Source organism: Achromobacter sp. RW408, assembly GCF_003184165.1.
GTDB lineage: Bacteria > Pseudomonadota > Gammaproteobacteria > Burkholderiales > Burkholderiaceae_B > Achromobacter > Achromobacter xylosoxidans.
Genome location: NZ_QHHO01000049.1, coordinates 1,433,602 through 1,456,846, shown reverse-complemented (window position 1 = coordinate 1,456,846; position 23,245 = coordinate 1,433,602). Strand labels below are relative to the sequence as shown.

Below are 23,245 nucleotides of genomic sequence, written 5' to 3'. Positions count from 1 at the left end.
CTCACTCGTTTTCTTGTTTTCAAACCGAAGCAATTTTTCAACCTACATTGAAAGGAATCGGCATGAACGCACTGTGCCGTCAAAACCGTATCGCCCTCCCCGCGCCGCAGGCTATCCGCCGCACCACCGCCTTCGAGTTGAACCGCACCGCGGCCGCCGTACAGGCGGCGATCTGGCTGGGCGTGATACTCGCCGCGGCGGCGGTTCCGTCCGCGCGGGCGCAGACTGCCGGCTTGGCCGCGGACGCCCCTGAAACCCCGCGCGCGGCCGCCACGGCGGAGGGCGTAACCACCCTGCAGGCCGTCACCGTCCATGGGCAGGGCGAAACCGTGCAGCCCTACGCCGGCGGACAGGTGGCCACCGGCGGCCGTGTCGGCATGCTGGGCGACAAGGATTTCATGGAAACGCCCTTCAGCACCGTCAGCTACACCGACAAATTCATCGCGGACCGGCAAGCGCGCGACATCACCGACGTGATTTCCGCCACCGATCCCTCGGTGTTCTCCACCGGCGTGCAAGGCACCATCGCCGAGAACTATTCGATCCGCGGCTTCAGTTCCAACATCAACGATGTCTCGTTCGGCGGGCTCTACGGCATCTCGCCCTACTACCGCGCCTCGCCCGAGATGTTCGAGCGCATCGAGGTCCTGAAAGGGCCCTCGGCCCTGCTCAACGGCATGCCGCCGGGCGGCTCGGTCGGCGGCGCCGTCAACCTCGTGCCCAAGCGGGCCGGCGACGTGCCGGTAGCGAGCCTGACCGCGACCTACATGTCGGACTCGCAGTTCGGCGGCCATATCGACCTGGGTCGGCGTTTCGGCGAGAACCAGCAGTTCGGCATTCGTTTCAATGGCGTCTACCGGGATGGCGGTACGGCGGTCAAGCAGCAGGACCAGAAGTCCCAGCTGGCCGCGCTGGGACTGGACCTGCGCGCCGACCGGGCCCGCATTTCCATCGACGTCTACAGCAGCCAGGACCGCGTGGACGGTCCAACCCGGGGCATCAACCTGGCGCGCGGCGTGAGCGTGCCCAAGCCGCCGAAGCCCGATACCTTGCTCAACCCGACCTGGGCCTTTTTCGACACCCGCGACGAAGGCTTGATGGCCCGTGGCGAGATCGACCTGAGCGACCAACTGACGGCCTACGCCGCGGTAGGCACCAGTGATACCAAGTACAAGACAACCAGCGTACAAACGGTGGAGGTCTTCAACAACGCCGGCGACTATCGCACCAACGTCAGCGACCTGCGCTTCGAAGTCGAGAAGCAGTCGGCCGAGGCCGGTTTGCGCGGCAAGTTCCGCACCGGCGCCGTCGCCCATGAATGGGCACTGAACGCCACTTACTACGCTCACACCGACGAGCAATTCGGCCGGCGCAACGCGCTCGGCCCCGATTGGATCACCAACATCTACCACCCGGTATGGGGTCCCGCGCCCGATACGTTCATCGCGCCGCAGATCACGAAGACCAAACTGCGCCTGAGCAGTTATGGACTGGCCGACACCTTGTCCTTCGCCGATGGCCGGGTGCAGCTGACGCTGGGCGCGCGGCACCAGCAGGTGGTGGCCGATTCGTACAACGTCGCGACCGGCGCGCGCACCTCGCGCTACGACGAAAGCGCCATCACCCCCGCGGCCGCGATCTTGTTCAAGGCCACCGACTCGCTCTCGATTTACGCAAACTACATCGAAGGCCTGAGCCAGGGCGCCACTGCCCCGATCAGCGCGGCCAATGCGGGCGAGGTGTTCGCCCCCTACAAGAGCAAGCAGAAGGAAGTCGGCCTCAAGCTCGACCTGGGCGATTTCGCGCACACGCTGAGTCTGTATGAAATTACCCGCCCCAGCAGCTACACCGACCCGGCGACCAACACCTTTTCCTTCGGCGGGGAACAGCGCAACCGCGGCATCGAATGGACCTTCTTCGGCTCGCCGCTGGAGGGCGTGCGCCTGATGGGCGGCATTGCCTATATGGATCCCAAGCTGACCAAGACGGCCGGCGGCATCAACCAGGGCAACACAGCGACCGGAGTTCCCAAGCTGCAAGGCAAACTGGGCGCGGAATGGGATGTTCCGCAGCTGCGCGGCCTGACGCTGACCGCCAACGCGACGTCGGCATCCAAGCAGTACATCGATACCTCCAATTCGCTGTCGGTGGCGGGACGCACGATCTACGATGTCGGCGCGCGCTATGCCACGAAGGTGGCGGGCCGACCGCTGACCTTGCGCGCCACCGTCCACAACCTGACCAACAAGGCCTATTGGTCGATGCCCCAATGGACCAGCCTGGCCATGGGCGCGCCGCGCACGGTCATGCTGTCGGCAACCGTGGATTTCTGATCCCGGCCGCCGATTTCAACCTTCCGCCACGATCTTCGCGTCCTGGATGGTCTTGGCGTATTTGCGCTGCTCGGCGCGCATGAAATCGGCGAATCGCTGCGCGCTGCCGCCGCCGTCTTCCGCGCCCACCTGCGCCAGCTTTTCCTGCACGTCGGCCATAGCCAGCACGCGGTCGATGTCCCGGTTCATGCGCGCGACCATGTCGGCCGGCATGCTGGCCGGGCCGACCATGCCGAACCAGATGCTGGCCTCGAAGCCCGGGTAGCCCTGCTCGGCCACCGTCGGCACATCGGGCTGGCTCCTGGAGCGCTGCTGCAGGGTCTGCGCAAGCGCCATCACCTTGCCGGACTGGATCAGCGGCGTGGCCGTGGTCATGCCCTCGAAGCAATATTGCACGTGGCCGCCCAGCAGATCGTTCATCAGCGGCGCCGAGCCCTTGTAGGGCACGTGCAGCACGTCGATGCCGGCGCGGGCCTTGAAAATCTCCAGCGCCAGGTGCTGCGCCGATCCGCTGCCGGCCGACCCGAAGATGATCTTGCCGGGTTGCGCGCGGCACAGCGCCACCAGGTCGGGCAGGGTCCTGGCGGGCTGCGCCGCGCCGCCGATCAGCAGCGTGGGCGTCTTGCCCACCAGCGCGATGGGCGAGAAATCGCGTTCGGCCGAATAGGTCAGCTTGGGCTGCAGGCCCGGCGCGATGCCGTGGCTGTTGACGTGCGCCATCAACAGGGTGTGGCCGTCGCCCGGCTGACGCGCGACCTGTTCGGCGGCGATGATGCCGGCCGCGCCGGCGCGGTTCTCGACGATCACCGGGATGTTCCACATCACGCCCAGCTTCTGTCCCAGCAGCCGCGCCAGCACATCCGTGCCGCCCCCGGCCGGAAAGCCGACCACGATCTTGACCGGCCCCGGCGGCAGCTCCTGCGCCCGGGCTGACGGCAGGACGAGCGCCGCCCCCAGCGCCGCGGCGCCGGTAATGAAGTCCCTACGTTGCATACGTGTCTCCTCGCGCGCCGGGTTCGTGCCCGGCGACTGTTGGTAAACCTTGCCCGCCCTCGCCTTCCATCGGCCACTCAAGGTGGCCGGCCGATGACGCGGCGTCCTGCGATGCGGCTCAGGCCGCGGGTACCGCCAGCCGCTGGGCCAGTTGCGCCGCCTGCGCGGCGGTCAGCTCCACCAGCGGCGGCCGCACCGTGGCCCAGACCGGATCATTGCGTCGTTGCGCGATGGCCGCCTTCATGGCCGGGATCATCGGATAGGCCTGGAAAATGGCGCGGGTGTCGTTCAGGGCGCGCTGCCGCGCTTCGGCGTCGGGTTCGCGCCAGGCGCGGTAGAGCGCGACGATGGGCGCGGCGTTGACGTTGCCTGTGGCGGTGATGCAGCCCGCGCCGCCGGCCCGCATGGTTTCGAGCAGGACGGTCTCGGTGCCGGCGAACACGTCGAAGCCTCGCGGCTGGAAGTCCCGCAGCATCGCCGCCGTGTTGCCCCAGTCGCCAGAACTGTCCTTGATGCCGGCGACGATACCGGGGAACTCGCCCAGCAGGCGGTCGATGAGGCCCAGGCTGATGGGCACGCCCGACACCGGCGGGATGTGATACAGGTAGATCCGCAGGCGTTCGTCGCCGACCCGCTCGATCACGTGGGCATAGGCGCGGAACAGGCCCTCGTCGCTGACGCCCTTGTAGTAGAACGGCGGCAGCATGAGCACCCCGCCGCAGCCCGCGTTGACGGCATGACGGGTCAGCTCCACGGCGTCCGGCAACGCGCAGGCGCCGGTGCCCGGCATCATGCGCGCGGCCGGCAGCCCGGCTTCCAGCAAAGCATCCAGCAATTGGCGCTTTTCGGCGACGCTGAGCGAATTGGCCTCGGAGTTGGTGCCGAAGATCGCCAGGCCCGCGCCCTGCTCCAGCAGGGCGCGGCAATGCCCGACGAAGCGCGGCACGCTGGGCGACAGGTCCGCGTTGAAGGGCGTGAGGACCGGGGAATAGACGCCTTGCGGCCGGTCCGCGGCGCGTGTGCTCATGAAGACTCTCCTGTCAGCGGCCGATGCGGGTCCACTTGCCGTAGCGCTCGACCATGCGTTCATCGAAACCGAATCCCAACCCCGGCTCCTGGTGCAGCACCACACGGCCCTGTTTGTGGCTCAGTTGGCGATCCACCAGTTTGCGGAAATTCAGGACCTGGTCGTCCCAGAAAAACTCAACATAGCGCGCATTGGGCGTGGCGGCCACCAGCGGCGCGTGCACGTCGTGGAACCAATGCGGGCAGACCACCACGCCGTAGCTGGCGGCGGTGGCGGCAATGCGCTTCCATTCGGTGATGCCGCCACACACCGCGGCGTCGGTCTGCAGGATGCCGGCCGCGCCCTTGTCCAGCAGTTCCTTGTGGTACCAGCGGCCATAGCCGATCTCGGCGGTGGCGATGGGCAGGTGCGTCAGGCGCGCCAGCTTGGCGTGACTGTCGATGTCGTCGGGGCCGAACGGCTCCTCGATGAAGTATGGCTCGTACTGCTCGAAGCGGCGGATGTACTGCATGGCCTGGGTCACGTCCTGCCAGGCGTTGTTGCAGTCCATCATCAGTTCCACGTCGGGACCGACGGCCTCGCGCGCCGCCTTCAGCCGCGCCTCTTCCTCGCGCGGCGACAGGCGGCCGGTCTTCATCTTGACGGCGGCAAAGCCCTTGGCGACGTAGCTGGCCATTTCCTCGCCCAGATGCTGCGGCGTCTTGCCGTCCAGGTAGTAACCGCCACTGGCGTAGGCCGGCACGGACTCCAACTCGACCGCGCCGAGGAACTTGTGCAGCGGCAGGCCGGCGGCCTTGGCATTCAAGTCCCACAGCGCGATGTCCAGCGCGCTGATCGCGCGCATCACCGTGCCCTGGCGCCCCTGCAGCAGGGCCTCCTGGTACATCGCCTGCCACAGCCCCTCGACCGCGTGCGAATCCTTGCCCAGCAGCACCGGCGCCAGCAGGCTTTGCACCGCGGCCTCGAAGATTGCGCCGCCGGCGCTGCCGACGTAGCAGAAGCCGATGCCTTCGATGCCGTCGGTGCTGCGGACCTTCACCAGTCCGTAGTGGCGGGTGGAGACGGTGCGGTTCGAAAACGAGGTGACCTTGTCCAAAGGCACGGCGGCTGCGCAAACGTCGATGGATTCAATGATGGGCACGGTTGGCTCCTGATGAGGGGAATATTGCGGGTTGCACGGCCGGCGCGCCTTGCGCCGGCGCAACGCTCAGACGCATTCTTGCCGCCACCAAAGAAACAAACAATTATCTTGAACCATATTTAGAATATGGAAAAAGCATCTTTTTAGAGCCCGACGATGGATTCGAGATTCCTGCAGACCTATGTGCACGTGGTGGAGCTGGGCTCCATCGCGCAGGCCGCGCGCCACCAGGGGCTGACGCCCGCCACGGTGCAGCAGCGGCTGCGCGCGCTCGAGGCGGACATGGGCAGCGCGTTGATCGCGCGCTCGGGCCGCACGGTCAAGCCCACCGCCGCCGGCACCCGCATCCTGGAACGAGCCCGCAACGTGCTGCGCGACCTGCGCGACCTGCGTTCGGCGGCCACCGAGTCCGACCTGCCCGCCGGCCCGCTGCGCCTGGGCGCCACGCCCACCGCGCTCACCGGCATCATGCCGCCGGTGCTGCGCACCTGGGCGGCGCGCCATCCCCACATCGAGATCTATATCGAGCCGGCCCCCACCACCCTGCTCTACGGCAAGGTGCTGTCGGGCGAGCTGGACGGCGCGCTGCTGGTGCATCCGCTGTTCGCCATTCCCAAGTCCTGCGTCTGGCGCGACCTGCGGCGCGAGCCGCTGGTGCTGGTGACCCCGGTCGACATGCCGGTGCGCGACCCGCTTGCGGTGATTGCGCGCGAACCCTATATCCGTTACGACCGCAGCGTGGTGGGCGGCCGCATGGCCGACGACTACCTGCGTGCCCGCGACCTGCGGCCGCAGGTGCGCTTCGAGCTGGACGGCATCGATTCGATCGCCAAGCTGGTCTCGGAGGGGCTGGGAGTGGCGCTGCTGCCCGACTGGGCCACCACGGGTGTGTCGGCGCCGGTCAAGCGCTGGCCGCTACCGGCGCCCTGTCCGGTGCGCACGGTCGGCGCGATCTGGCCGCGCTCGGGGGTGCGTTCCGAATTGATGCGGGTATTCGTGGAACTGGCCGAGGACCAGGCGGCCGCGCGACGCTGACGGCCAGGCGGCGCCTACGCCGCCGCGTCATCCAGCAAGCGGCCATCGCGCGCCACCACCTTGCCGCCCGAGATCACCAGGCGGCGCGGCGCGCGTTGCGCCACGGCTTCGGCCACGCCGCTCGCCGCCACCAGCACCAGGTCGGCGCGCGCGCCGGACTCCAGCCCGTAGTGCGCGAATCCGCAGGCGCGGGCCGCGGCGGTGCTGACGCAGTCGAAGACCCAGCCGATCTCGTCGTCGCGGCGCAGGTCGTTGCGCAGGCCGATCATCATGGCGCGCGCCAGCATGTCGGGGCTGCCATAGGGCGTCCAGGTATCGCGGATGCCGTCGTTGCCGCCGAACAGCGTCACGCCGGCGTCGCGACAGGCGCGCAGCGGCGGCACCGGCCGCGACGGCGGCGCGGTGGTCAGCAGCGCCACGTCCAGCGCCGCCAGGCGCTTGAGCAGGCCATCCAGCCGCCTGGCATCCACGCCACCCAGGCAGAACGCGTGGCTGATGACGACACGACCGCGCATGTCCAGCGCCCGCACCCGGTCCAGAATCAGGTCGAGCGAAAACGCGCCCAGTTCACCCGGTTCGTGCAGGTGGATGTCCAGCGGCTTGCCATGCTTGTCGGCCAGGCCGAACAGCACGTCGAGCGATTGCGCCGGGTCGCGGTCGATGGCGCAAGGGTCGAGTCCGCCCAACACGTCCGCGCCCTCCGCCAGCGCCCGGTCCAGCAACGCCGCCGTGCCCGGCCGCACCAGCAGGCCGGATTGCGGAAACGCCACGGTCTGGATCTCGACCCGGCCGGCCAGCGCCGCGCGCGTGCGGTGCACGCCCTCCAGGTGACGCAGGCCGGCATCCGTATCGACGTCGACGTGGCTGCGGATGCGCGTGGTGCCTTCACGCAGGAAGGCCAGCGCCAGCGCGCGCGAATGGCTGGCGGCGTCATGGCCGCTGGCGGCGCGCCAGGCACGTTCATTGTCAATGCGGTCGGTCAGCGCCGGGCCCACCTGGTTCACGTACCACGGAGAATCCCAGGTGGTCTTGTCCAGGTGCGTGTGCCCTTCGACCAGTCCCGGCAACAGCAGCGCGCCCGCCCCGGGCTCGCGCGCCACGCCGGCGGGCGCCTGCAGGTTTGGCCCGATGCGTTCGATACGGCCGCGGGAAATCAATACGTCGACCGCCGCGCCATCGAGCAGTCGAACGTCGTTTAACAACATGTCGGTCATGGGGACGTCCTTGGCCTCGCCTCTCGCCTGCATGCGCCGGGTATCCGGGCGGCGGCCGGATCAGGCTTGCTGCGGCGGTTCGATCCAGAAGAAGCGCTGGCCCTGGCGGAGCATGTCCGCGACGCCTTCGGCGCTGAGGCGATAGTCGGTGCCCATCAACGTGGCGCCGCCGTCGTCGTGAATATGGATGACGGCCAGCGGGTCGTTGGCCATGGTGTACCAGTAGTAACCGGGCTTGAGATCATGCAGGTCAGTATTCATGCCCCGAGTATACAAACAACGCCGGGGCGTATTCAAAAAGACACACAAGTAACCCTTTGCCTGACACGACGATTGCGACGCGTCATACTGTTTCATGCGAGGTTTCGGAAAGCCCGCCATGTTGGCACGTGTCGACGCGGCCGCAGCACCATTGGTATGCAAGCGTCGGACGTGAGGGGAACAACACAGGTATGAAAAGGCAAGCACTCCAATTCAGCGAGCCACTCAAGCAAGCCATTCTCGATGGCTATAAAGTGCAAACCCGGCGCATCGTCAAACCGCAGCCCACCAAGCTGACAACCGCCTGGTATGCCGACGCGGCCGATTCCGGGAAGTGGGTCGCCATGGGTCCCGCGGAAGGCGAGGGCGAGTTGCGCAAGACTTCCCCCTGGATAAGTTGCCCTTATGGCAAATCCGGCGAAAGCATCACCCTCGAGGATGAATCCGGCAAACCCTTCGCCACCGCCGTCGTGGTCGGCGTGCGCATCCAGCGCCTGCAGAGACTGTCCGAAGCGGATGCGCGGGCCGAAGGCACGCAGGCGCTCTATCACTCCTCGGCGCTGTTGCCGGGCGTGCCCCTGCAGACCGCGTTCGCCCTGACCTGGTGCGAGCGCTACGGCGCGCATGCCTGGGCCGCCAATCCCTGGGTCTGGGTGGTCGAATTCCGCTGCCAACAGCCTGACGAGCGCTAGGGCGAAATCGGGAAAACGACCATCCGGAGCGAGGCGATGGTTCGGGGGCACCGCCTTGGCGCAGGCGTACCGGTGTTGCCGACAGGGGAATCCGTCCGCGCTGATGGTGACTACCTGTAACCCGTCCGCCGCGCCGAAGTCGGCGCCGCTTTATTTCAGTCGATTTCACCCCTGGGTTCGCCAGAGTGGGAGCGGGCTGACGCGGCGCAACATCGGCGCCGCCGGCACGGTGGCAACCGTTGCGGATTGTCGCTATTGAGGACGGGTCGCTTACCTTCGCCGCGCCGAAAAGGTCGAAAATAGCGTCAACGAATACTCAACTTTGCTGCGTCACGCAGTAGGCAGGTGCAACATGAAAAAATGGTTAATCGCAGGGGTCGGCGCCGCCGGCCTGCTGATCTCCAGCGTCGCATTGGCCCGGGTCGACGTCGGCATCTCGATTGGCGTGCCAGGGGTGGTCTACCCGGCCCCCGTCTACGCGGCTCCCGCCCCGGTCTATGTGGCCCCGGCGCCCGTCTACGCGCCGCCGCCCCCGGTCTACTATCGTCCGGCGCCCGTCTACGTCGCGCCGCCGGTCGTGTACCCCGCCCCGGTCTATATCCGCGGGGGCGGCTACTGGGGCGGCCATCGAGGCCATTGGCGTGGTCCCGATCGAGGCTATTACCACGGTCGCGGCGGCTGGCATCGTTGATCCCGCGACGGCACGAAAAACAAAGGCCACTCCCAGGAGTGGCCTTTTTTCCTGCGGGGCAATTTCCGGTGCCCGGCGGGAATCGTGTCAGGTCGTGGGGACCTGGACGGACTTGCCCGTCATGACGGCGGGCGGTTGCTGCGACGCCGGATTGGGCTTGGCAACGGCCCAACGCGGCGATTCCTGGACGAGATCGATCCAGCGGCGCGGAGCGCTCGACGCCCGCCACCAACCATTATGCGGACGCATGAGCAAACTCCGGTTCACCGTTGAAACGAACGCCGTTGATTTCTTCAAACAGTTGCCGGCTTTCCTGTTCCGCTTCGTCCAGGCTTGCGAATGGCGCCTGCCCCGGCACGGTCCAGCATTTTTCCGGTGCGGTTCCGCCTACCCGGCGGGTCCATATCTGCACGCGGTAGCCCTGCTCGTCATCCTGACTCACAGCGCATCTCACCCGAAAATCTCCAATCATTCTTGAAGTCATGGACAACTCCTTGTTATATGTGTGAATGAGGCGTGTAAAACGCAGATGTATTGTGCCGAACTATCCGGCCCTTTTATTGAAAATACACAATTGCTCACATCAAAATCAGGCAGTCACGCCGCCAACATAATCCACGGACGCGACAGAAATATGTCTCGATCATAAATAGGCCGGACTTCCCGCCCCATCCGCCGTGTGGTCGACTTGCATAATCAGCAAGTGGCGTGCCCGGTCCTGGCGAACAATAAAAAACGGAGCCCGCGGGCTCCGTTTTTTATTTGTGGATTGCTCCAGCCAGGGTCAAGGCTTCAATACCGTCAGGCCGCCCATGTAAGGTTGCAACGCCTCGGGCACCAGGATGCTGCCATCGGCCTGCTGGTGGTTTTCCAGCACCGCCACCAGCGCGCGGCCCACGGCCAGTCCCGAGCCGTTCAGCGTATGCACGTATTCGGGCTTGCCCTGGGCGTTGCGGAATCGCGCCTGCATGCGGCGCGCCTGGAAGGTTTCGCAGTTGGACACCGACGAAATCTCGCGCCAGGTGTTCTGCGCCGGCAGCCACACCTCCAGGTCGTAGGTCTTGGCCGAGCCGAACCCCATGTCACCGGTGCACAGCAGCATCACCCGGTACGGCAGCCCCAGCAACTGCAGCACGCGCTCGGCATGGCCGACCATGCCCTCCAGCGCCTCATAGGACTGGTCGGGCTGCGTGACCTGCACCATTTCGACCTTGTCGAACTGGTGCTGGCGGATCATGCCGCGGGTATCGCGCCCGCCGCTGCCGGCTTCGGAACGGAAGCACGGGGTGTGGGCGGTGAGCTTGAGCGGCAGGTCGGCGGCGGCCTGGATGGTGTCGCGCACCACACTGGTCAGGGTGATTTCCGACGTCGAGATCAGGTACTGGTCTTCGCGCACGAACGGCTTGCCGTGCTCGTCGACCTTGGGATCGTCGTCGCCGCCGCCCTTGGACACGGCGAACATGTCATCCTTGAACTTGGGCAGTTGGCCGGTGCCGTACAGCGTCGAGGCGTTGACGATGTACGGGGTGTAGCACTCGGTGTAGCCGTGCGTGCCGGTCTGCAGGTCGAGCATGAACTGCGCCAGCGCGCGGTGCAGGCGGGCAATGGGACCGCGCATGAACGAGAAGCGCGCGCCCGACAGCTTGGCGGCGGTATCGAAGTCCAGGCCCAGCGGTTCGCCCAGCGCGACGTGGTCGCGGGCCTCGAACGGCAGCGCGGGCGGGTTGCCATCGGCGCCCGCGGCGGCCGGCAGCCAGCGGCGCACTTCGACGTTATCGTCGGCGGACTCGCCCAGCGGCACGCTGGCGTGCGGCAGGTTCGGCACCGACATCAGCAGCTCGTTGAGCGGTTGCTGCAGGGCGGCCAGCTCTTCTTCCAACTGCTTCAGGCGCTCGGGCACGGCCTGCGATTCGGCCATGACGGCGCTGGCGTCCTCGCCCTTGGCCTTGAGTTGACCGATCTGCTTGGCCAGCGCGTTGCGGCGGGCTTGCAGGGATTCGGTTTCGGTCTGGACCGCCTTGCGGCGAGACTCCAGCTCGTTGAACCGTTCCGTGTCGAAGGACACGCCACGGCTCTTGAGGCGGTCTACGACGGTTTGCAGGTCTTTGCGCAGCAGTATCGGGTCTAGCATGGTGATGTCGGTGAGATTGCGGGAAGCAACGGGCGGCGCCCGTTACCGTTTCTTGGCGCGTTCCTGCGCGTCCAGCTCGCGCAGGAATGCCAACTTCTGCTGGATTTTAGCCTCCAGGCCGCGATCGGTCGGCCGGTAGAAGGAAGGCTTGAGCCCATCGGGGAAATATTGCTCGTCCGCGGCGTAGCCGTGCGGCTCGTCGTGGGCATAGCGGTAGGCCTTGCCATGGCCCAATTGTTTCATCAACTTGGTGGGCGCATTGCGCAGATGGATTGGCACCGGCGCGCTACCATGCTCGGCGGCGAACTTGCGCGCCTGGTTGTAGGCGTTGTAGACGGCGTTGGACTTGGCCGCGCAGGCCATGTAGACCACCGCCTGGGCCAGCGCCAGCTCGCCTTCGGGCGAGCCCAGCCGTTCGTAGATGTCGGCGCCGTTGACCGCCAGGTCGGTGGCGCGCGGGTCGGCCAGACCGATGTCCTCGACCGCCATGCGCACCAGCCGGCGCGCCAGGTACTTGGGATCGGCGCCGCCGTCGATCATGCGGCAGAACCAGTACAGCGCGGCGTCGGGATTGGAGCCCCGCACCGACTTGTGCAGCGCGCTGATCTGGTCGTAGAAGGCGTCGCCGCCCTTGTCGAAACGCCGCAGGTTCTGCGACAGCGAGATCTCGAGCCAGGCCGCGTCGACCGTGTCGCGGCCGGCGGCCTGGGCCGATTCGGCCACCACCTCGACCGCGCTGATCAGCCGGCGCGCGTCGCCGTCGGCCCAGGCCGCCAGCTGTTCGCGCGCGTCGGCGTCGATGTGGATGCGCGCGTCCTCCTCGTGGCCGTCGTTGAACGCGGCGATGGCCCGGTCCACCAATTGCTGCAGTTCCTCGGGCGTGAGCGACTGCAGCACGTAGACGCGGGCGCGCGACAGCAACGCCGAGTTGACCTCGAACGAGGGGTTCTCGGTGGTGGCGCCGATGAAGGTGAACAGCCCGCTTTCGACGTAGGGCAGGAACGCGTCCTGCTGCGCCTTGTTGAAGCGGTGCACTTCGTCGACGAACAGGATGGTGCGGCGGCCCTGCCCCTGCGCCACCTGCGCCACGGTGACGGCGTCGCGGATGTCCTTGACGCCGCCCAGCACGGCCGAGATGGCGATGAACTGGGCGTCGAAGCCGTCGGCCATGAGGCGCGCCAAGGTGGTCTTGCCCACGCCCGGCGGGCCCCAGAAGATCATGGAATGCGGGCGGCCCGACTCGAATGCCACGCGCAGCGGCTTGTCCGGCCCCAGCAGGTGCGACTGGCCGACGACGTCGGCCAGCGTGCGCGGACGCAGGCGCTCGGCCAGGGGCACGTAAGGCCGATGGGCGGGATCGGCCGCGAAGAGATCGTTGCTCATTGGCAGCAGATGGGGGAAGACGGCAAGGAAATCAAGCCAGTATTACAACATGTCCGGCCGCCCTCCGCCCTGGCGGCCAGGCCGGGAACCGGCCTGCGGCGCCGGGCCCGGCGAGCCCGCGGGGAACCGCCGCTTCAGGCCAGTTCCGGCGTGGCGAAACGGCGGTTGGCCAGCACCGGCAGCACCTTGCGGGCATGCGCCAGGCGCTCGGGATCGATATCGGCGAACACCAGCGCCGGCGCCTCGCCGGCCTGCGCCGTGACCACGCCCAGCGGGTCCACCACCATGCTGCAACCGATATTGCGTTCGCCGCACTCGCCCGTGGCGGCGACGTAGCAGGTGTTCTCCAGCGCGCGCGCCGTCACCAGCACTTCCCAATGCCGCTCCTTCAACGGGCCGCGTACCCAGGCGGCCGGCAACGCCAGCAGGTCGGCCCCGTCCAGCGCCAGACGCCGGGCCAGTTCGGGAAACCGCACGTCGTAGCAGGTCATCAGCCCGACCTTCACGCCGCCGATCTCCAGCAGCGGCGGAATGTCGTTGCCGGGCGTGACGTTGGTCGACTCTTTCATGGTGAAGGCGTCGTACAGGTGCAGCTTGCGATACTGCGACAGGATGCGGCCATCCTGCAGCGTGACCAGGGTGTTCCACACCCGGCCATCGCCGGTCGGCACGTGCACGCACATCATGGTCGCCAGCGACGAGCCGCGACTGGCCTCGAGCAGGCGCGTCATGAAGGGGCCATCCAAGGGTTGCGCGGCCTTCAGCACGATCTGCGGGTCGGTGATGTCGCGGGCCAGGATGCCTTCGGGCAGCACCAGCAGGCCGGCGCCGCCAGCACGGGCGCGCGCCATGAGATCGACGCAGACCTGGGCATTTTCTTCCCAGACGCGGCTGACGGCGAACTGGCCCAAAGCGACTTTCAGCATGACTCTTCCTTGTGTGGGGCGGCAGAGGGTCGCCGCGACATGCCCCTATTGTCGCGCCAACCGGCGCCGGCGGCGGACTACGGGTAACTCCCAACTGCCGCTTGTAAATTTCTTTCAGGATAATTAAAAAAAACGGATTTGCCGTAAATATTTTCCAGAGACGAACCGCCGCCATGCCCCACTCCTCCATCACCGCAGCCCCCCTGGACGCCAACGGCAAGGGCCTGGGCGCCTTTCCCGCCGCCTGTACCAACGCCGGCGTGGCGGCGCTGAACTGGAACCTGCTGGCCGAGGACGTCAGCCTGCCGGTGGCGGTACTGTACGAGGCCCGCGTGCGCCACAACCTGCAATGGATGCAGCGCTTCATGGAAGCCTACCGCGTCAAGCTGGCGCCGCACGGCAAGACCACCATGAGCCCCGCGCTGTTCCAGCGCCAGATCGACAACGGCGCCTGGGGCATCACCCTGGCGACCGCGCCGCAGGTGGTGGCGGCCTACAACCATGGCATCCGCCGGGTGCTGATGGCCAACCAGCTGGTCGGCCGCGCCAACATGGCGCTGATCGCCAAGCTGCTGCGCGACCCGGCGTTCACCTACTTCTGCATTGTCGATTCCGTCGCCAACGCCGCCCAGCTGGGCCGTTACTTTGGTGAGCAGGGCCTGGTGCTGCCCGTGCTGATCGAACTGGGCCCGACCGGCGGCCGCACCGGCGTGCGCGACGACGCGCAACTGCAGGCCGTGGCCGAAGAAATCGGCCGCTGGCCCGGGCTGGCGCTGGCCGGCATCGAAGTCTACGAAGGCGTGCTGCAGGAGGAAACCGCGATCCGCGCCTTCCTGCGCCGCGCCACCGACGCCCTGCGCGGGCTGGCCAGCACCGGCCGGCTGCGCAAGAACGGCCCCGCCCTGATATCCGGCGCCGGTTCGGCCTGGTTCGACGTGGTGGCCGAGGAATTCTCGCAACTGGACATCGGCGCGCCGCTGGAAATCGTGCTGCGCCCCGGCTGCTACCTGTCGCACGACGTCGGCGTCTACCGTTCGGCCGCCGAGCGCATCAACGCCCACAACCCGGTAGCCCACAAGATGGAGCCGGGCCTGCAACCCGCGCTGCAGGTCTGGGCCTACGTACAGTCGCTGCCCGAACCCGGCCGCGCCATCGTGGCCATGGGCAAGCGCGACGCCGCCTTCGATGCCGGCCTGCCGACGCCGTCGCTGCATTTCCGTCCCGGGCAAAGCGCGCCTGGCGCCGCGCCGTCCCAATGGAAGCTCACCGCCATGATGGACCAGCACGCGTTCATGCAGATCGGCGAGAACGACGACATCCAGGTTGGCGACATGATCGCCTTCGACATCTCCCATCCCTGCCTGACGTTCGACAAGTGGCGCCAGGTCCTGCTGGTGGACGAGCAGTACCGCGTCATCGACGTCGCGGACACCTTTTTCTGAGCCTTTGCGCGCGGCGCGGCCGCGCGCTCCGTTGCGCTACCGACAAGCCCCGCGCCCGGGGGGCAAGAACGAACTCGGGCATCCGGCGCCTTACCGGCCTTTCACTGAATCACGCGACAACCTGTTTTTGACCCTCTGGAGAGAGAATCATGAACTTCCGCACCTCCCGGCAAGGCGGCGGGCTGAAAAGCCTGCTCGTGGCCGGCGCAATTGGCTTGACCGCATTGTCGTCCCCCGCCCTCTGTGCCACGCCGGTCAAGGGAGGCACGATTTCCGTCGCCACCATCGGCGAGCCGCCCACGCTGGACCCGATGAGCAGCACCGCCGACCTGGTCGGCATCCTGACGCAGCACTTCTTCGAAACGCTGTACACCTTCGACGCCAAGTGGAACCTCACCCCGCTGCTGGCGGACAAGATGCCCGAAGTCACCCCGGACGGCCTGGTCTACACCATCGCGCTGCGCCAGGGCATCACCTTCCATGACGGTTCCAAGATGGATTCGTCGGACGTGCTGGCCTCGCTCAAACGCTGGACCGAGACCGCCACGCGCGGCAAGATGGCCGCCAAGGTCATCGCCAACATCGAGGCGCCCGACGCCAACACCATCCGCATCACGCTCAAGCAGCCCTACGCCCCGCTGACCGCGCTGCTGGCCATGAACAACGCCGCCGCCGTGATCATGCCCAAGGGCAAGATCGCCCCGGTGCTGACCGAGATCGTCGGCACCGGCCCCTACCAGCTCAAGGCGCGCGTGCCGGACCAGTACATCCAACTGACCCGCTTCGAGGGCTACAAGCAGCGCGAAGGCGAACCCGACGGCTACGGCGGCGCCCGCAAGCAATACCTGGACGAGATCCGCTTCGTGCCGGTCGCCAACGCCAACACCCGTTCCGAAGCCGCCGCCGCGGGCCAGTTCGACTACGTCGACTCGCTGCCGGTGGAAGCGCTGGACAAGCTCAAGGGCGGCCGTTCCGACCCGGTCATGCTCAAGCCCTTCGGCTGGCCGCGCCTGGTGCTCAACACCAAGCAGGGCATCATGTCCAATCTGGCCGTGCGCCAGGCGGTGCAACTGGCGCTGAACGAAGAAGACATGCTGTTCGCCGCCTTCGGCAACAAGGACTTCTACAAACTCAACGGTGATCTGTATCCGGAAGGCTACCCGTGGGCCACGTCGCTGGGCGGCAAGGTCTACAACAAGGGCGACGCCGCCGCGGCCAAGAAGCTGCTGGACAGCGCCAACGTGGCCGACAAGAAGATCCGCATTCTGACCAGCCAGCAGTACGAGTTCCACTACAAGATGGCGCTGGTGGCGGCGGAATACCTCAAGGCCGCCGGCTTCACGGTGGACATGCAGGTGGTCGACTGGGCCACGCTGACGCAGCGCCGCCAGGATCCGGCCGTGTGGGACATCTTCATCACCCACAGCGTGTTCCTGCCGGAACCCGCGCTGATCGACTTCCCGTCCAAGGACGCGCCGGGCTGGTGGGACACGCCGCGCCGCGCGCAGGTGATGGATGCCTTCAACCAGGCCCGCACCCAGGAAGAACGCGTCAAGCGCTGGGCCGACGTGCAGCAGGCCGTGTATGACGAAGTGCCGTTCGTGAAGGTCGGCGACTTCAACGCCCAGGCGGCCCGTTCGCCGTCGCTGCAAGGCGTCAAGCCGGCGCCGTGGCCGTTCTTCTGGAACGCCTGGAAAGCGCAGAAGTAAACCAGGCCGCGGGGCGGTCCGCTCAGGGCCCGCCCCGCCTGAACCACAGCGCCGGCATCGGCGCGCCGATCCTTAGGATGCCACTGTGTTGCGTTATCTCTTGAACCGGCTGGTCGGGCTGGTGGCCGTGATGTTCATCGTCGCGACCATCGTGTTCGTCATCATCCGCGTCACGCCCGGCAACCCCGCCGCCGTGATGCTCGGGCCCCAGGCCAGCCAGGCCGACATCGCCGCGCTCGAACACCAGCTGGGCCTGGACCAGCCCCTGCCGGTGCAGTACGTCTCCTGGCTGGGCAAGCTGGTACAGGGCGACCTGGGCCAGTCCATCTTCATGAACAAGCCGGTGCTGGCGGCGCTGGCCGACCGCGCCGAGCCAACCCTGCTGCTGACGCTGATGTCGCTGTTCATCGCCACGCTGATCGCGCTGCCGGTGGGCATCCTGTCGGCGGTCAAGCGCGGCACCACTCTGGACCAGTCGGTGCTGTCGTTCTCGATGTTCACCTCCAGCGTGCCGAGCTTCTGGCTGGGCCTGCTGCTGATGCAGGTGTTCTCGGTCAAGCTGGGCTGGCTGCCGGTGTCGGGCTATGGCGGGCCGGACGCCTCGTTCGCCACGCGCGTGTCGCACCTGATACTGCCCGCGGTGGTGCTGGGGCTGGTGAACTCGGCGCTGATCACGCGCTTCATCCGCGCCAGCATGCTGGACGTGCTGCGTGACGACTACGTGCGCACCGCCCGCGCCAAGGGCCTGCCGGAAAGCCGCGTGATCCTCAAGCACGCCGTGCGCAATGCGTTGATCCCGATCCTGACGGTGCTGGGCCTGACCACGGCCCTGCTGATCAGCGGCGCCGTGGTCACCGAGACCGTGTTCGGCCTGCCCGGCGTGGGCAGCCTGGTGGTGTCGGCCGTGCTGCGCCGCGACTATCCCGTCATCCAGGGCGCGCTGCTGATCATCGCGGCCATCTACGTGCTCATCAACCTGTTCATCGATCTGCTGTACCTGCTGGTCGATCCGCGCGTCCGTTATTGATGATGAATTGCGAACGAAACGACCGAAATGACTAATCCGACTACCGTTAACGCCGGCGCGGACCGCTGGCAGGTGCTGCGCCTGCTGGTGGCCCGCAAGACCGTGCTCATCAGCCTGATCGTGCTGATCGTGCTGGTGGCCTCGGCGCTGCTGGCGCCGTGGGTCAGCCCCTACGACCCGTTCAAGCTGTCCATCATGAACCGCCTCAAGGCGCCCGGCGCCGTGCACTGGTTCGGCACCGACGACTTCGGTCGCGACGTGTTCAGCCGCGTCATCTACGGCGGCCGGCTGTCGCTGATGGTGGGCTTCTCGGTGGTGATCGTGTCCAGCGTGCTGGGCATCGCGCTGGGCCTGATCGCCGGCTTCTTCCGCTCGGCCGACAAGTTCGTGTCGCGCCTGATCGACGCGATGATGGCGTTTCCCGACATCCTGCTGGCGATCTCCCTGGTGGCCGCGCTGGGACCGTCGCTGGTGAACGTGGTGATCGCGCTGGGCATCGTCTACACGCCGCGCCTGGCCCGCATCGTGCGCGCCTCGACCCTGGTGATCCGCGAGCTGCCGTTCGTCGAGGCCGCCCGCGCGCTGGGTGTGTCCACCTGGCGCATCGTCACCGTGCACGTGCTGCGCAACCTGCTGTCGCCGATCCTGGTGCAAGGCACCTTCATCTTCGCCTACGCGATCCTGGCCGAAGCCGGCCTGTCGTTCCTGGGCGTGGGCGTCTCGCCCGACATCCCCACCTGGGGCACCATGATCAACGCCGGCCAGCAGTACATGGGCTCGGCCGACTGGATCATGATCTTCCCCGGCATCGCCATTGTCCTGTCGGTGCTGTCGCTGCAACTGGTCGGCGACGGCCTGCGCGACGTGCTCGACCCGCGCCTGCGCAAGGAGCTGTAATCATGACCGCAAGCACCCGAGACATCGTGCTGTCGGTGGAAGGCCTGAAGACCTGGTTCCACAGCCGCGACGGCGTCGCCAAATCGGTAGACGGCGTCACCTTCGACCTGGCCCGCGGCGAAACGCTGGCCATCGTCGGCGAATCCGGCTCCGGCAAGTCCGTCACCAGCCTGTCCATCATGGGCCTGCTGCCCAAGCCTGCCGGCCGCATCGAAGCGGGCAAGATCCGCTTTCGCGACCGCCGCGGCCAGGAACACGACCTGGCCCACGCCTCGCCGGCCACGCTGCGGCGCATCCGCGGCGCCGAGATCGCCATGATCTTCCAGGAGCCGATGACCAGCCTGAACCCGCTGTACACGGTGGGCGACCAGATCGCCGAAGCCGTGCTGCAGCACGAGGGCGGATCGCGCGCGGCGGCCATGAAGCGCGCCCGCGACATGCTCGACCGCGTCGAGATCCCGGCGGCCGACCGGCGCGTCAGCGAGTATCCGCACCAGATGTCCGGCGGCATGCGCCAACGCGTCATGATCGCCCTGGCGCTGGCCTGCAACCCGGCCGTGCTGATCGCCGACGAGCCCACCACCGCGCTGGACGTGACGGTGCAGGCCCAGATCCTGGACCTGCTGCGCCGGCTGCAGGCCGAGATGAACATGAGCATTCTGTTCATCACCCACAACCTCGGTGTGGTGGCCGAGATCGCGCATCGCGTGGCGGTGATGTACGCCGGCCGCGTGGTCGAGGACGCCGGCGTCTACGACCTGTTCGAGAAGCCCACCCATCCGTACACCCGCGGCCTGCTGTCCTGTCTGCCGACCGCGGCGCTGCTGGCTTCCGGCGAGCGCCTGCGCGCCATCCCGGGCAACGTGCCGAGCGTGCTGTCGCTGCCTGCCGGCTGCACCTTCGCGCCGCGCTGCGCGCTGGCCGACGACAACTGCCGGCGCGACGTGCCCGAACTGGTGCCGGTGCAGGCCCAGCACCACGCCCGCTGCATCAAGGTGACCCCGCTATGACCGCAAGCCCCCAACCCGCGCGCGCCGCCGAACCGCTGGTGCGCATCGAGGACCTGAAGGTCCACTTCCCCACCTCGCAGGCGCGCAACGCGCCGGTGGTGCGGGCGGTGGACGGCGTCAGCTTCGACGTGCCGCGCAACACCATCGTCGGCCTGGTGGGCGAGTCCGGCTCGGGCAAGACCACCACCGGCCGCGCCCTGCTGCGCCTGTTCGCGCCCACCGCCGGCCGCCTGCTGTTCGACGGCCAGGACATCACCAAACTGTCCGAGAAAGAAATGCTGCCGTGGCGCCGCCGCATGCAGATCGTGTTCCAGGACCCCTACGCCAGCCTCAACCCGCGCATGACCGTGGCCGAGATCCTGGGCGAGGCGCTCGACACCCATAAGTTGGCGCAGCATCGCCGCGAGGCCCGCATCGGCGAACTGCTCGAACGCGTCGGCCTGAACGCCGATCACCGCCGCCGCTATCCGCACGAATTCTCCGGTGGCCAGCGCCAGCGCATCGGCATCGCCCGCGCCCTGGCGGTGGAGCCCGACTTCATCGTGGCCGACGAACCGGTCTCGGCGCTGGACGTGTCGGTGCAGGCGCAGGTGCTGAACCTGCTGCAGGACCTGCAGCGCGACCTGGGCCTGACCATGCTGTTCGTGGCGCACGACCTGGCCGTGGTCGACTACCTGTGCGACGAGGTGGTGGTGATGTACCTGGGCCGCGTCATGGAACGCGGCCCGACCAGCGAGGTCTACGCGCGGCCGCGCCATCCCTATACCCGCGCCCTGCTGTCGGCCGCGCCGGTGCCGGATCCGCGCGCGCCGCGTTCGCGTATCCTGCTCAAGGGCGACATCCCGAGCCCGGTCAACCCGCCTTCCGGCTGTGTCTTCCGCACCCGCTGCCCGCACGCCATCGACGCCTGCGCCACGATCGAAGCGCGCGACGTCAGCGTCGGGCCAGGCCACTTCGCGGCCTGTTCGCGCCTCGGCGATCCCGAACTGGCCGCGTAAGGGCCGCGCCCGCCATGACCCAGGAACACCACATGAACATCATCCGCGACATCGTCTTCCAGATCCGCAGCCGCCGGGACGACCTGAGCGTGACCGAGCGCAAGGTCGCCGACGCCATCCTGGACAACATCATCTGGAGCGCCAGCGCCACCGTGGACCAGCTGGCGGCCAAGGCCGGCGTCAGCATCGCCACCATCTCGCGCTTTGCCCGCACCGTGGGCTGCGACGACACCCGCGACCTGAAGATGAAACTGGCGCAGGCCAGCACCGTGGGCAGTCGCTTCCTGGACCAGAGCACGCCGGCCGAGGAAAGCACGTTCTACGCGCGCATCTACGCCGACATCGAAAGCACGCTGCGCGCGCACCTGCCGACCTTCACCGAACCGCTGTTCGAGGCCGCCGCCGGCATCGTCGACGGCGCCCGCATGATCTACGTGTTCGGGGTCGGCGGGGCATCGGCCGTGCTGGCGCAGGAAGTGCAATCGCGCCTGGTGCGCCTGGGCTACCCGATCGCGGTCTACAGCGACGCCGTGCTGCTGCGCATGGTGGCCGCCACGCTCGACGAGCGCGACGCCGTGGTGATCCTGTCGGCCTCCGGCCTGACGCCGGAAATCGTTGGCGCCGCGCGCATCGTCAAGCAGTACCGCGCCCGCATCGTCGCGGTCACCGACGCCACCTCGGAACTGGCCAAGCTGGCCGACGTGGTGCTGCCGATCCGCACCGACGAAACCGACTTCATCTACAAGCCCTCGGCCTCGCGCTACGCCATGATGCTGGCGATCGACCTGCTGTCGACCGAGCTGGCCATGCTGAACCAAGAAGAGAACCGCGAACGCCTGCGCCGCATCAAGCTGGCGCTGGACGAGCACCGCGGCGGCCCCAACCGGCTGCCGCTGGGCGATTGAAACTGGAACCCAAGATGTACGACACCCTCATCGGCAACGTCCGCGTGCTCGACGGCTCGGGCGGCGCCGAATACACCGCCGACGTGGCGCTGGCCCATGGCCGCATCGCCGCCATCGGCAACCTGTCCGGCCAGTCGGCGGGTCGGATCATCAACGGCGCCGGCCTGGCGCTCGCGCCCGGCTTCATCGACGTCCATACCCACGACGACACCAACGTCATCCGCACCCCCGGCATGTTGCCCAAGCTGTCTCAGGGCGTGACCACCGTGGTGGTGGGCAACTGCGGCATCAGCGCCTCGCCGGTCTCGCTGCGTGGCGAACCACCCGACCCGATGAACCTGCTGGGCCAGCGCGACGACTTCGCCTACCCGACCTTCGCCGACTACACCCGCGCCATCGAGGCCGCGCAGCCCGCCGTGAACGTCGCCGCGCTGGTCGGCCACACGGCCCTGCGCAACAACCACATGGACCGCCTCGACCGCAGCGCCACGCGCGACGAGGTGATGGCCATGCGCGATCAATTACGCGAAGCCCTGGCCCACGGCGCCATCGGCCTGAGCACCGGCCTGGCCTACGGCTCGGCGATCGAGGCCGACACCGCCGAGGTCAAGCTGCTGGCCGAGGTCCTGGACGAATTCGGCGCGCTCTACACCACCCACCTGCGCTCGGAATTCGCCGCCATCCTGGAAGCCATGCAGGAAGCCTTCGACATCGCCCTGCACGCCCGCGTGCCGGTGGTGGTGTCGCACCTGAAATGCGCCGGCGCCGGCAACTGGGGCCGCACCAAGGAAGTGCTGTTCAAGCTGGAGAACGCCGGCCGCATGCAGCACGTGGGCTGCGACTGCTATCCGTATTCGGCCAGCTCGTCCACGCTCGACCTCAAGCAGGTCACCGACGAATTCGACATCGACATCACCTGGTCGGTGCCGCACCCCGAACAGGCCCGCCGCAAACTGTCCGCCATCGCCGCCGACTGGAACGTGACGCTGCTGGAAGCGGCGAAGCGCCTGCAACCGGCCGGCGCCGTCTACCACAACATGCACGAGGACGACGTGCGCCGCGTGCTGTCGAACCGGCTCACCATGGTCGGCTCCGACGGCCTGCCCAACGACCCCATGCCGCACCCGCGCCTGTGGGGCGCCTTCCCGCGCGTGCTGGGCCACTACAGCCGCGACGTCGGCCTGTTCCCGCTGGCCGAAGCCGTGCATAAGATGACCGGCCTGTCCGCCGCCCGCTTCGGCCTGGCCGAACGCGGACTGGTGCGCGAGGGCTTCCACGCCGACCTGGTCCTGTTCGACCCCGCCACCGTCATCGACCGCGCCACCTTCGCCGCCCCCGTCCAGACCGCCGCCGGCATCGAGGCCGTCTGGGTCAACGGCGTCCTGTCCTACCGCCAAGGCCAGCCCACCGGCGACCGCGCCGGCCGCTGG

21 protein-coding genes are annotated in these 23,245 nt (G+C 67.6%); 12 read left to right on the top strand and 9 right to left on the bottom strand.

Going from position 1 to position 23,245, the window contains the following annotated elements; translation table 11 throughout:
• Window positions 1–62: 62 nt before the first annotated feature.
• Window positions 63–2,333 carry a TonB-dependent siderophore receptor gene (locus tag DK459_RS26180; protein WP_053497009.1) on the top strand — a complete coding sequence of 757 codons (2,271 nt, stop codon included), beginning with the start codon at window positions 63–65 and terminating at the stop codon, window positions 2,331–2,333.
• Between the two features lie 15 nt (window positions 2,334–2,348).
• Here the strand turns inward: DK459_RS26180 and DK459_RS26175 are convergent, their stop codons facing one another.
• The 3 genes from DK459_RS26175 to DK459_RS26165 all read right to left on the bottom strand — a co-directional run bounded on the left by DK459_RS26175 (window position 2,349) and on the right by DK459_RS26165 (window position 5,494).
• Window positions 2,349–3,326, bottom strand: coding sequence for a tripartite tricarboxylate transporter substrate binding protein (locus DK459_RS26175; RefSeq protein ID WP_054443152.1), 978 nt, complete (start codon window positions 3,324–3,326; stop codon window positions 2,349–2,351).
• Window positions 3,327–3,444: 118 nt separating this feature from the next.
• The gene (locus DK459_RS26170; protein ID WP_070541518.1) at window positions 3,445–4,353 is read right to left on the bottom strand and encodes a dihydrodipicolinate synthase family protein; all 909 of its coding nucleotides are present in this window, start codon (window positions 4,351–4,353) and stop codon (window positions 3,445–3,447) included.
• 13 nt (window positions 4,354–4,366) lie between these two features.
• Window positions 4,367–5,494, bottom strand: a complete 1,128-nt coding sequence (locus DK459_RS26165) for a mandelate racemase/muconate lactonizing enzyme family protein (protein ID WP_026382307.1) — start codon at window positions 5,492–5,494, stop codon at window positions 4,367–4,369.
• 156 nt (window positions 5,495–5,650) lie between these two features.
• Here DK459_RS26165 and DK459_RS26160 point away from each other — a divergent pair, with 156 nt between their 5' ends.
• Window positions 5,651–6,529 (top strand): LysR family transcriptional regulator, encoded by an 879-nt coding sequence (locus DK459_RS26160; protein WP_020924871.1) that lies wholly within the window; start codon window positions 5,651–5,653, stop codon window positions 6,527–6,529.
• A gap of 14 nt (window positions 6,530–6,543) precedes the next feature.
• Here the strand turns inward: DK459_RS26160 and DK459_RS26155 are convergent, their stop codons facing one another.
• Window positions 6,544–7,743: an amidohydrolase family protein gene (locus DK459_RS26155; RefSeq protein WP_070541521.1), complete on the bottom strand. Its 1,200-nt coding sequence runs from the start codon at window positions 7,741–7,743 to the stop codon at window positions 6,544–6,546.
• 60 nt (window positions 7,744–7,803) lie between these two features.
• Window positions 7,804–8,004: a hypothetical protein gene (locus DK459_RS26150; protein ID WP_006389098.1), complete on the bottom strand. Its 201-nt coding sequence runs from the start codon at window positions 8,002–8,004 to the stop codon at window positions 7,804–7,806.
• A 191-nt stretch (window positions 8,005–8,195) separates the two neighbouring features.
• On the opposite strand from DK459_RS26150, the gene DK459_RS26145 reads away from it, so the two are divergent.
• Complete coding sequence (locus DK459_RS26145; RefSeq protein WP_006389097.1) at window positions 8,196–8,696, top strand: ASCH domain-containing protein; 501 nt, start codon at window positions 8,196–8,198, stop codon at window positions 8,694–8,696.
• 352 nt (window positions 8,697–9,048) lie between these two features.
• Entirely contained in the window at window positions 9,049–9,387 is a 339-nt protein-coding gene (locus DK459_RS26140; protein WP_006389096.1) for a virulence factor, read from the top strand.
• 235 nt (window positions 9,388–9,622) lie between these two features.
• Here DK459_RS26140 and DK459_RS26135 read toward each other — a convergent pair whose 3' ends face one another.
• The 4 genes from DK459_RS26135 to DK459_RS26120 form a co-directional block, all read right to left on the bottom strand.
• On the bottom strand, window positions 9,623–9,871 hold the full coding sequence (locus DK459_RS26135; protein WP_080564301.1) for a hypothetical protein: 249 nt from the start codon (window positions 9,869–9,871) through the stop codon (window positions 9,623–9,625).
• Window positions 9,872–10,171: 300 nt separating this feature from the next.
• A complete protein-coding gene (gene serS, locus DK459_RS26130) occupies window positions 10,172–11,518 on the bottom strand; it encodes a serine--tRNA ligase (RefSeq protein WP_006389094.1) in 1,347 nt (448 codons plus the stop codon).
• A gap of 42 nt (window positions 11,519–11,560) precedes the next feature.
• Window positions 11,561–12,901, bottom strand: coding sequence for a replication-associated recombination protein A (locus tag DK459_RS26125; RefSeq protein WP_047992521.1), 1,341 nt, complete (start codon window positions 12,899–12,901; stop codon window positions 11,561–11,563).
• A 134-nt stretch (window positions 12,902–13,035) separates the two neighbouring features.
• Window positions 13,036–13,827 (bottom strand): deaminated glutathione amidase, encoded by a 792-nt coding sequence (locus DK459_RS26120; protein WP_006389092.1) that lies wholly within the window; start codon window positions 13,825–13,827, stop codon window positions 13,036–13,038.
• Between the two features lie 173 nt (window positions 13,828–14,000).
• On the opposite strand from DK459_RS26120, the gene DK459_RS26115 reads away from it, so the two are divergent.
• From DK459_RS26115 to DK459_RS26080, 8 genes are all read left to right on the top strand, one after another.
• Window positions 14,001–15,269 (top strand): amino acid deaminase, encoded by a 1,269-nt coding sequence (locus tag DK459_RS26115; RefSeq protein ID WP_006389091.1) that lies wholly within the window; start codon window positions 14,001–14,003, stop codon window positions 15,267–15,269.
• A 149-nt stretch (window positions 15,270–15,418) separates the two neighbouring features.
• A complete protein-coding gene (locus tag DK459_RS26110) occupies window positions 15,419–16,978 on the top strand; it encodes an ABC transporter substrate-binding protein (protein ID WP_006389090.1) in 1,560 nt (519 codons plus the stop codon).
• Window positions 16,979–17,063: 85 nt separating this feature from the next.
• Window positions 17,064–18,005, top strand: a complete 942-nt coding sequence (locus tag DK459_RS26105) for an ABC transporter permease (protein WP_020924879.1) — start codon at window positions 17,064–17,066, stop codon at window positions 18,003–18,005.
• 27 nt (window positions 18,006–18,032) lie between these two features.
• A complete protein-coding gene (locus DK459_RS26100) occupies window positions 18,033–18,902 on the top strand; it encodes an ABC transporter permease (protein ID WP_070541524.1) in 870 nt (289 codons plus the stop codon).
• A 2-nt stretch (window positions 18,903–18,904) separates the two neighbouring features.
• A complete protein-coding gene (locus DK459_RS26095) occupies window positions 18,905–19,912 on the top strand; it encodes an ABC transporter ATP-binding protein (protein ID WP_054507001.1) in 1,008 nt (335 codons plus the stop codon).
• Window positions 19,909–20,910 carry an ABC transporter ATP-binding protein gene (locus tag DK459_RS26090; protein WP_006389086.1) on the top strand — a complete coding sequence of 334 codons (1,002 nt, stop codon included), beginning with the start codon at window positions 19,909–19,911 and terminating at the stop codon, window positions 20,908–20,910. Before DK459_RS26095 ends, DK459_RS26090 begins: the two co-directional genes overlap by 4 nt.
• Before the next feature lie 32 nt (window positions 20,911–20,942).
• The gene (locus DK459_RS26085) at window positions 20,943–21,815 is read left to right on the top strand and encodes a MurR/RpiR family transcriptional regulator (RefSeq protein WP_006389085.1); all 873 of its coding nucleotides are present in this window, start codon (window positions 20,943–20,945) and stop codon (window positions 21,813–21,815) included.
• A 14-nt stretch (window positions 21,816–21,829) separates the two neighbouring features.
• Window positions 21,830–23,245 (top strand): amidohydrolase family protein (locus DK459_RS26080; protein WP_110135279.1); only part of this gene is annotated, 1,416 nt, incomplete at its 3' end.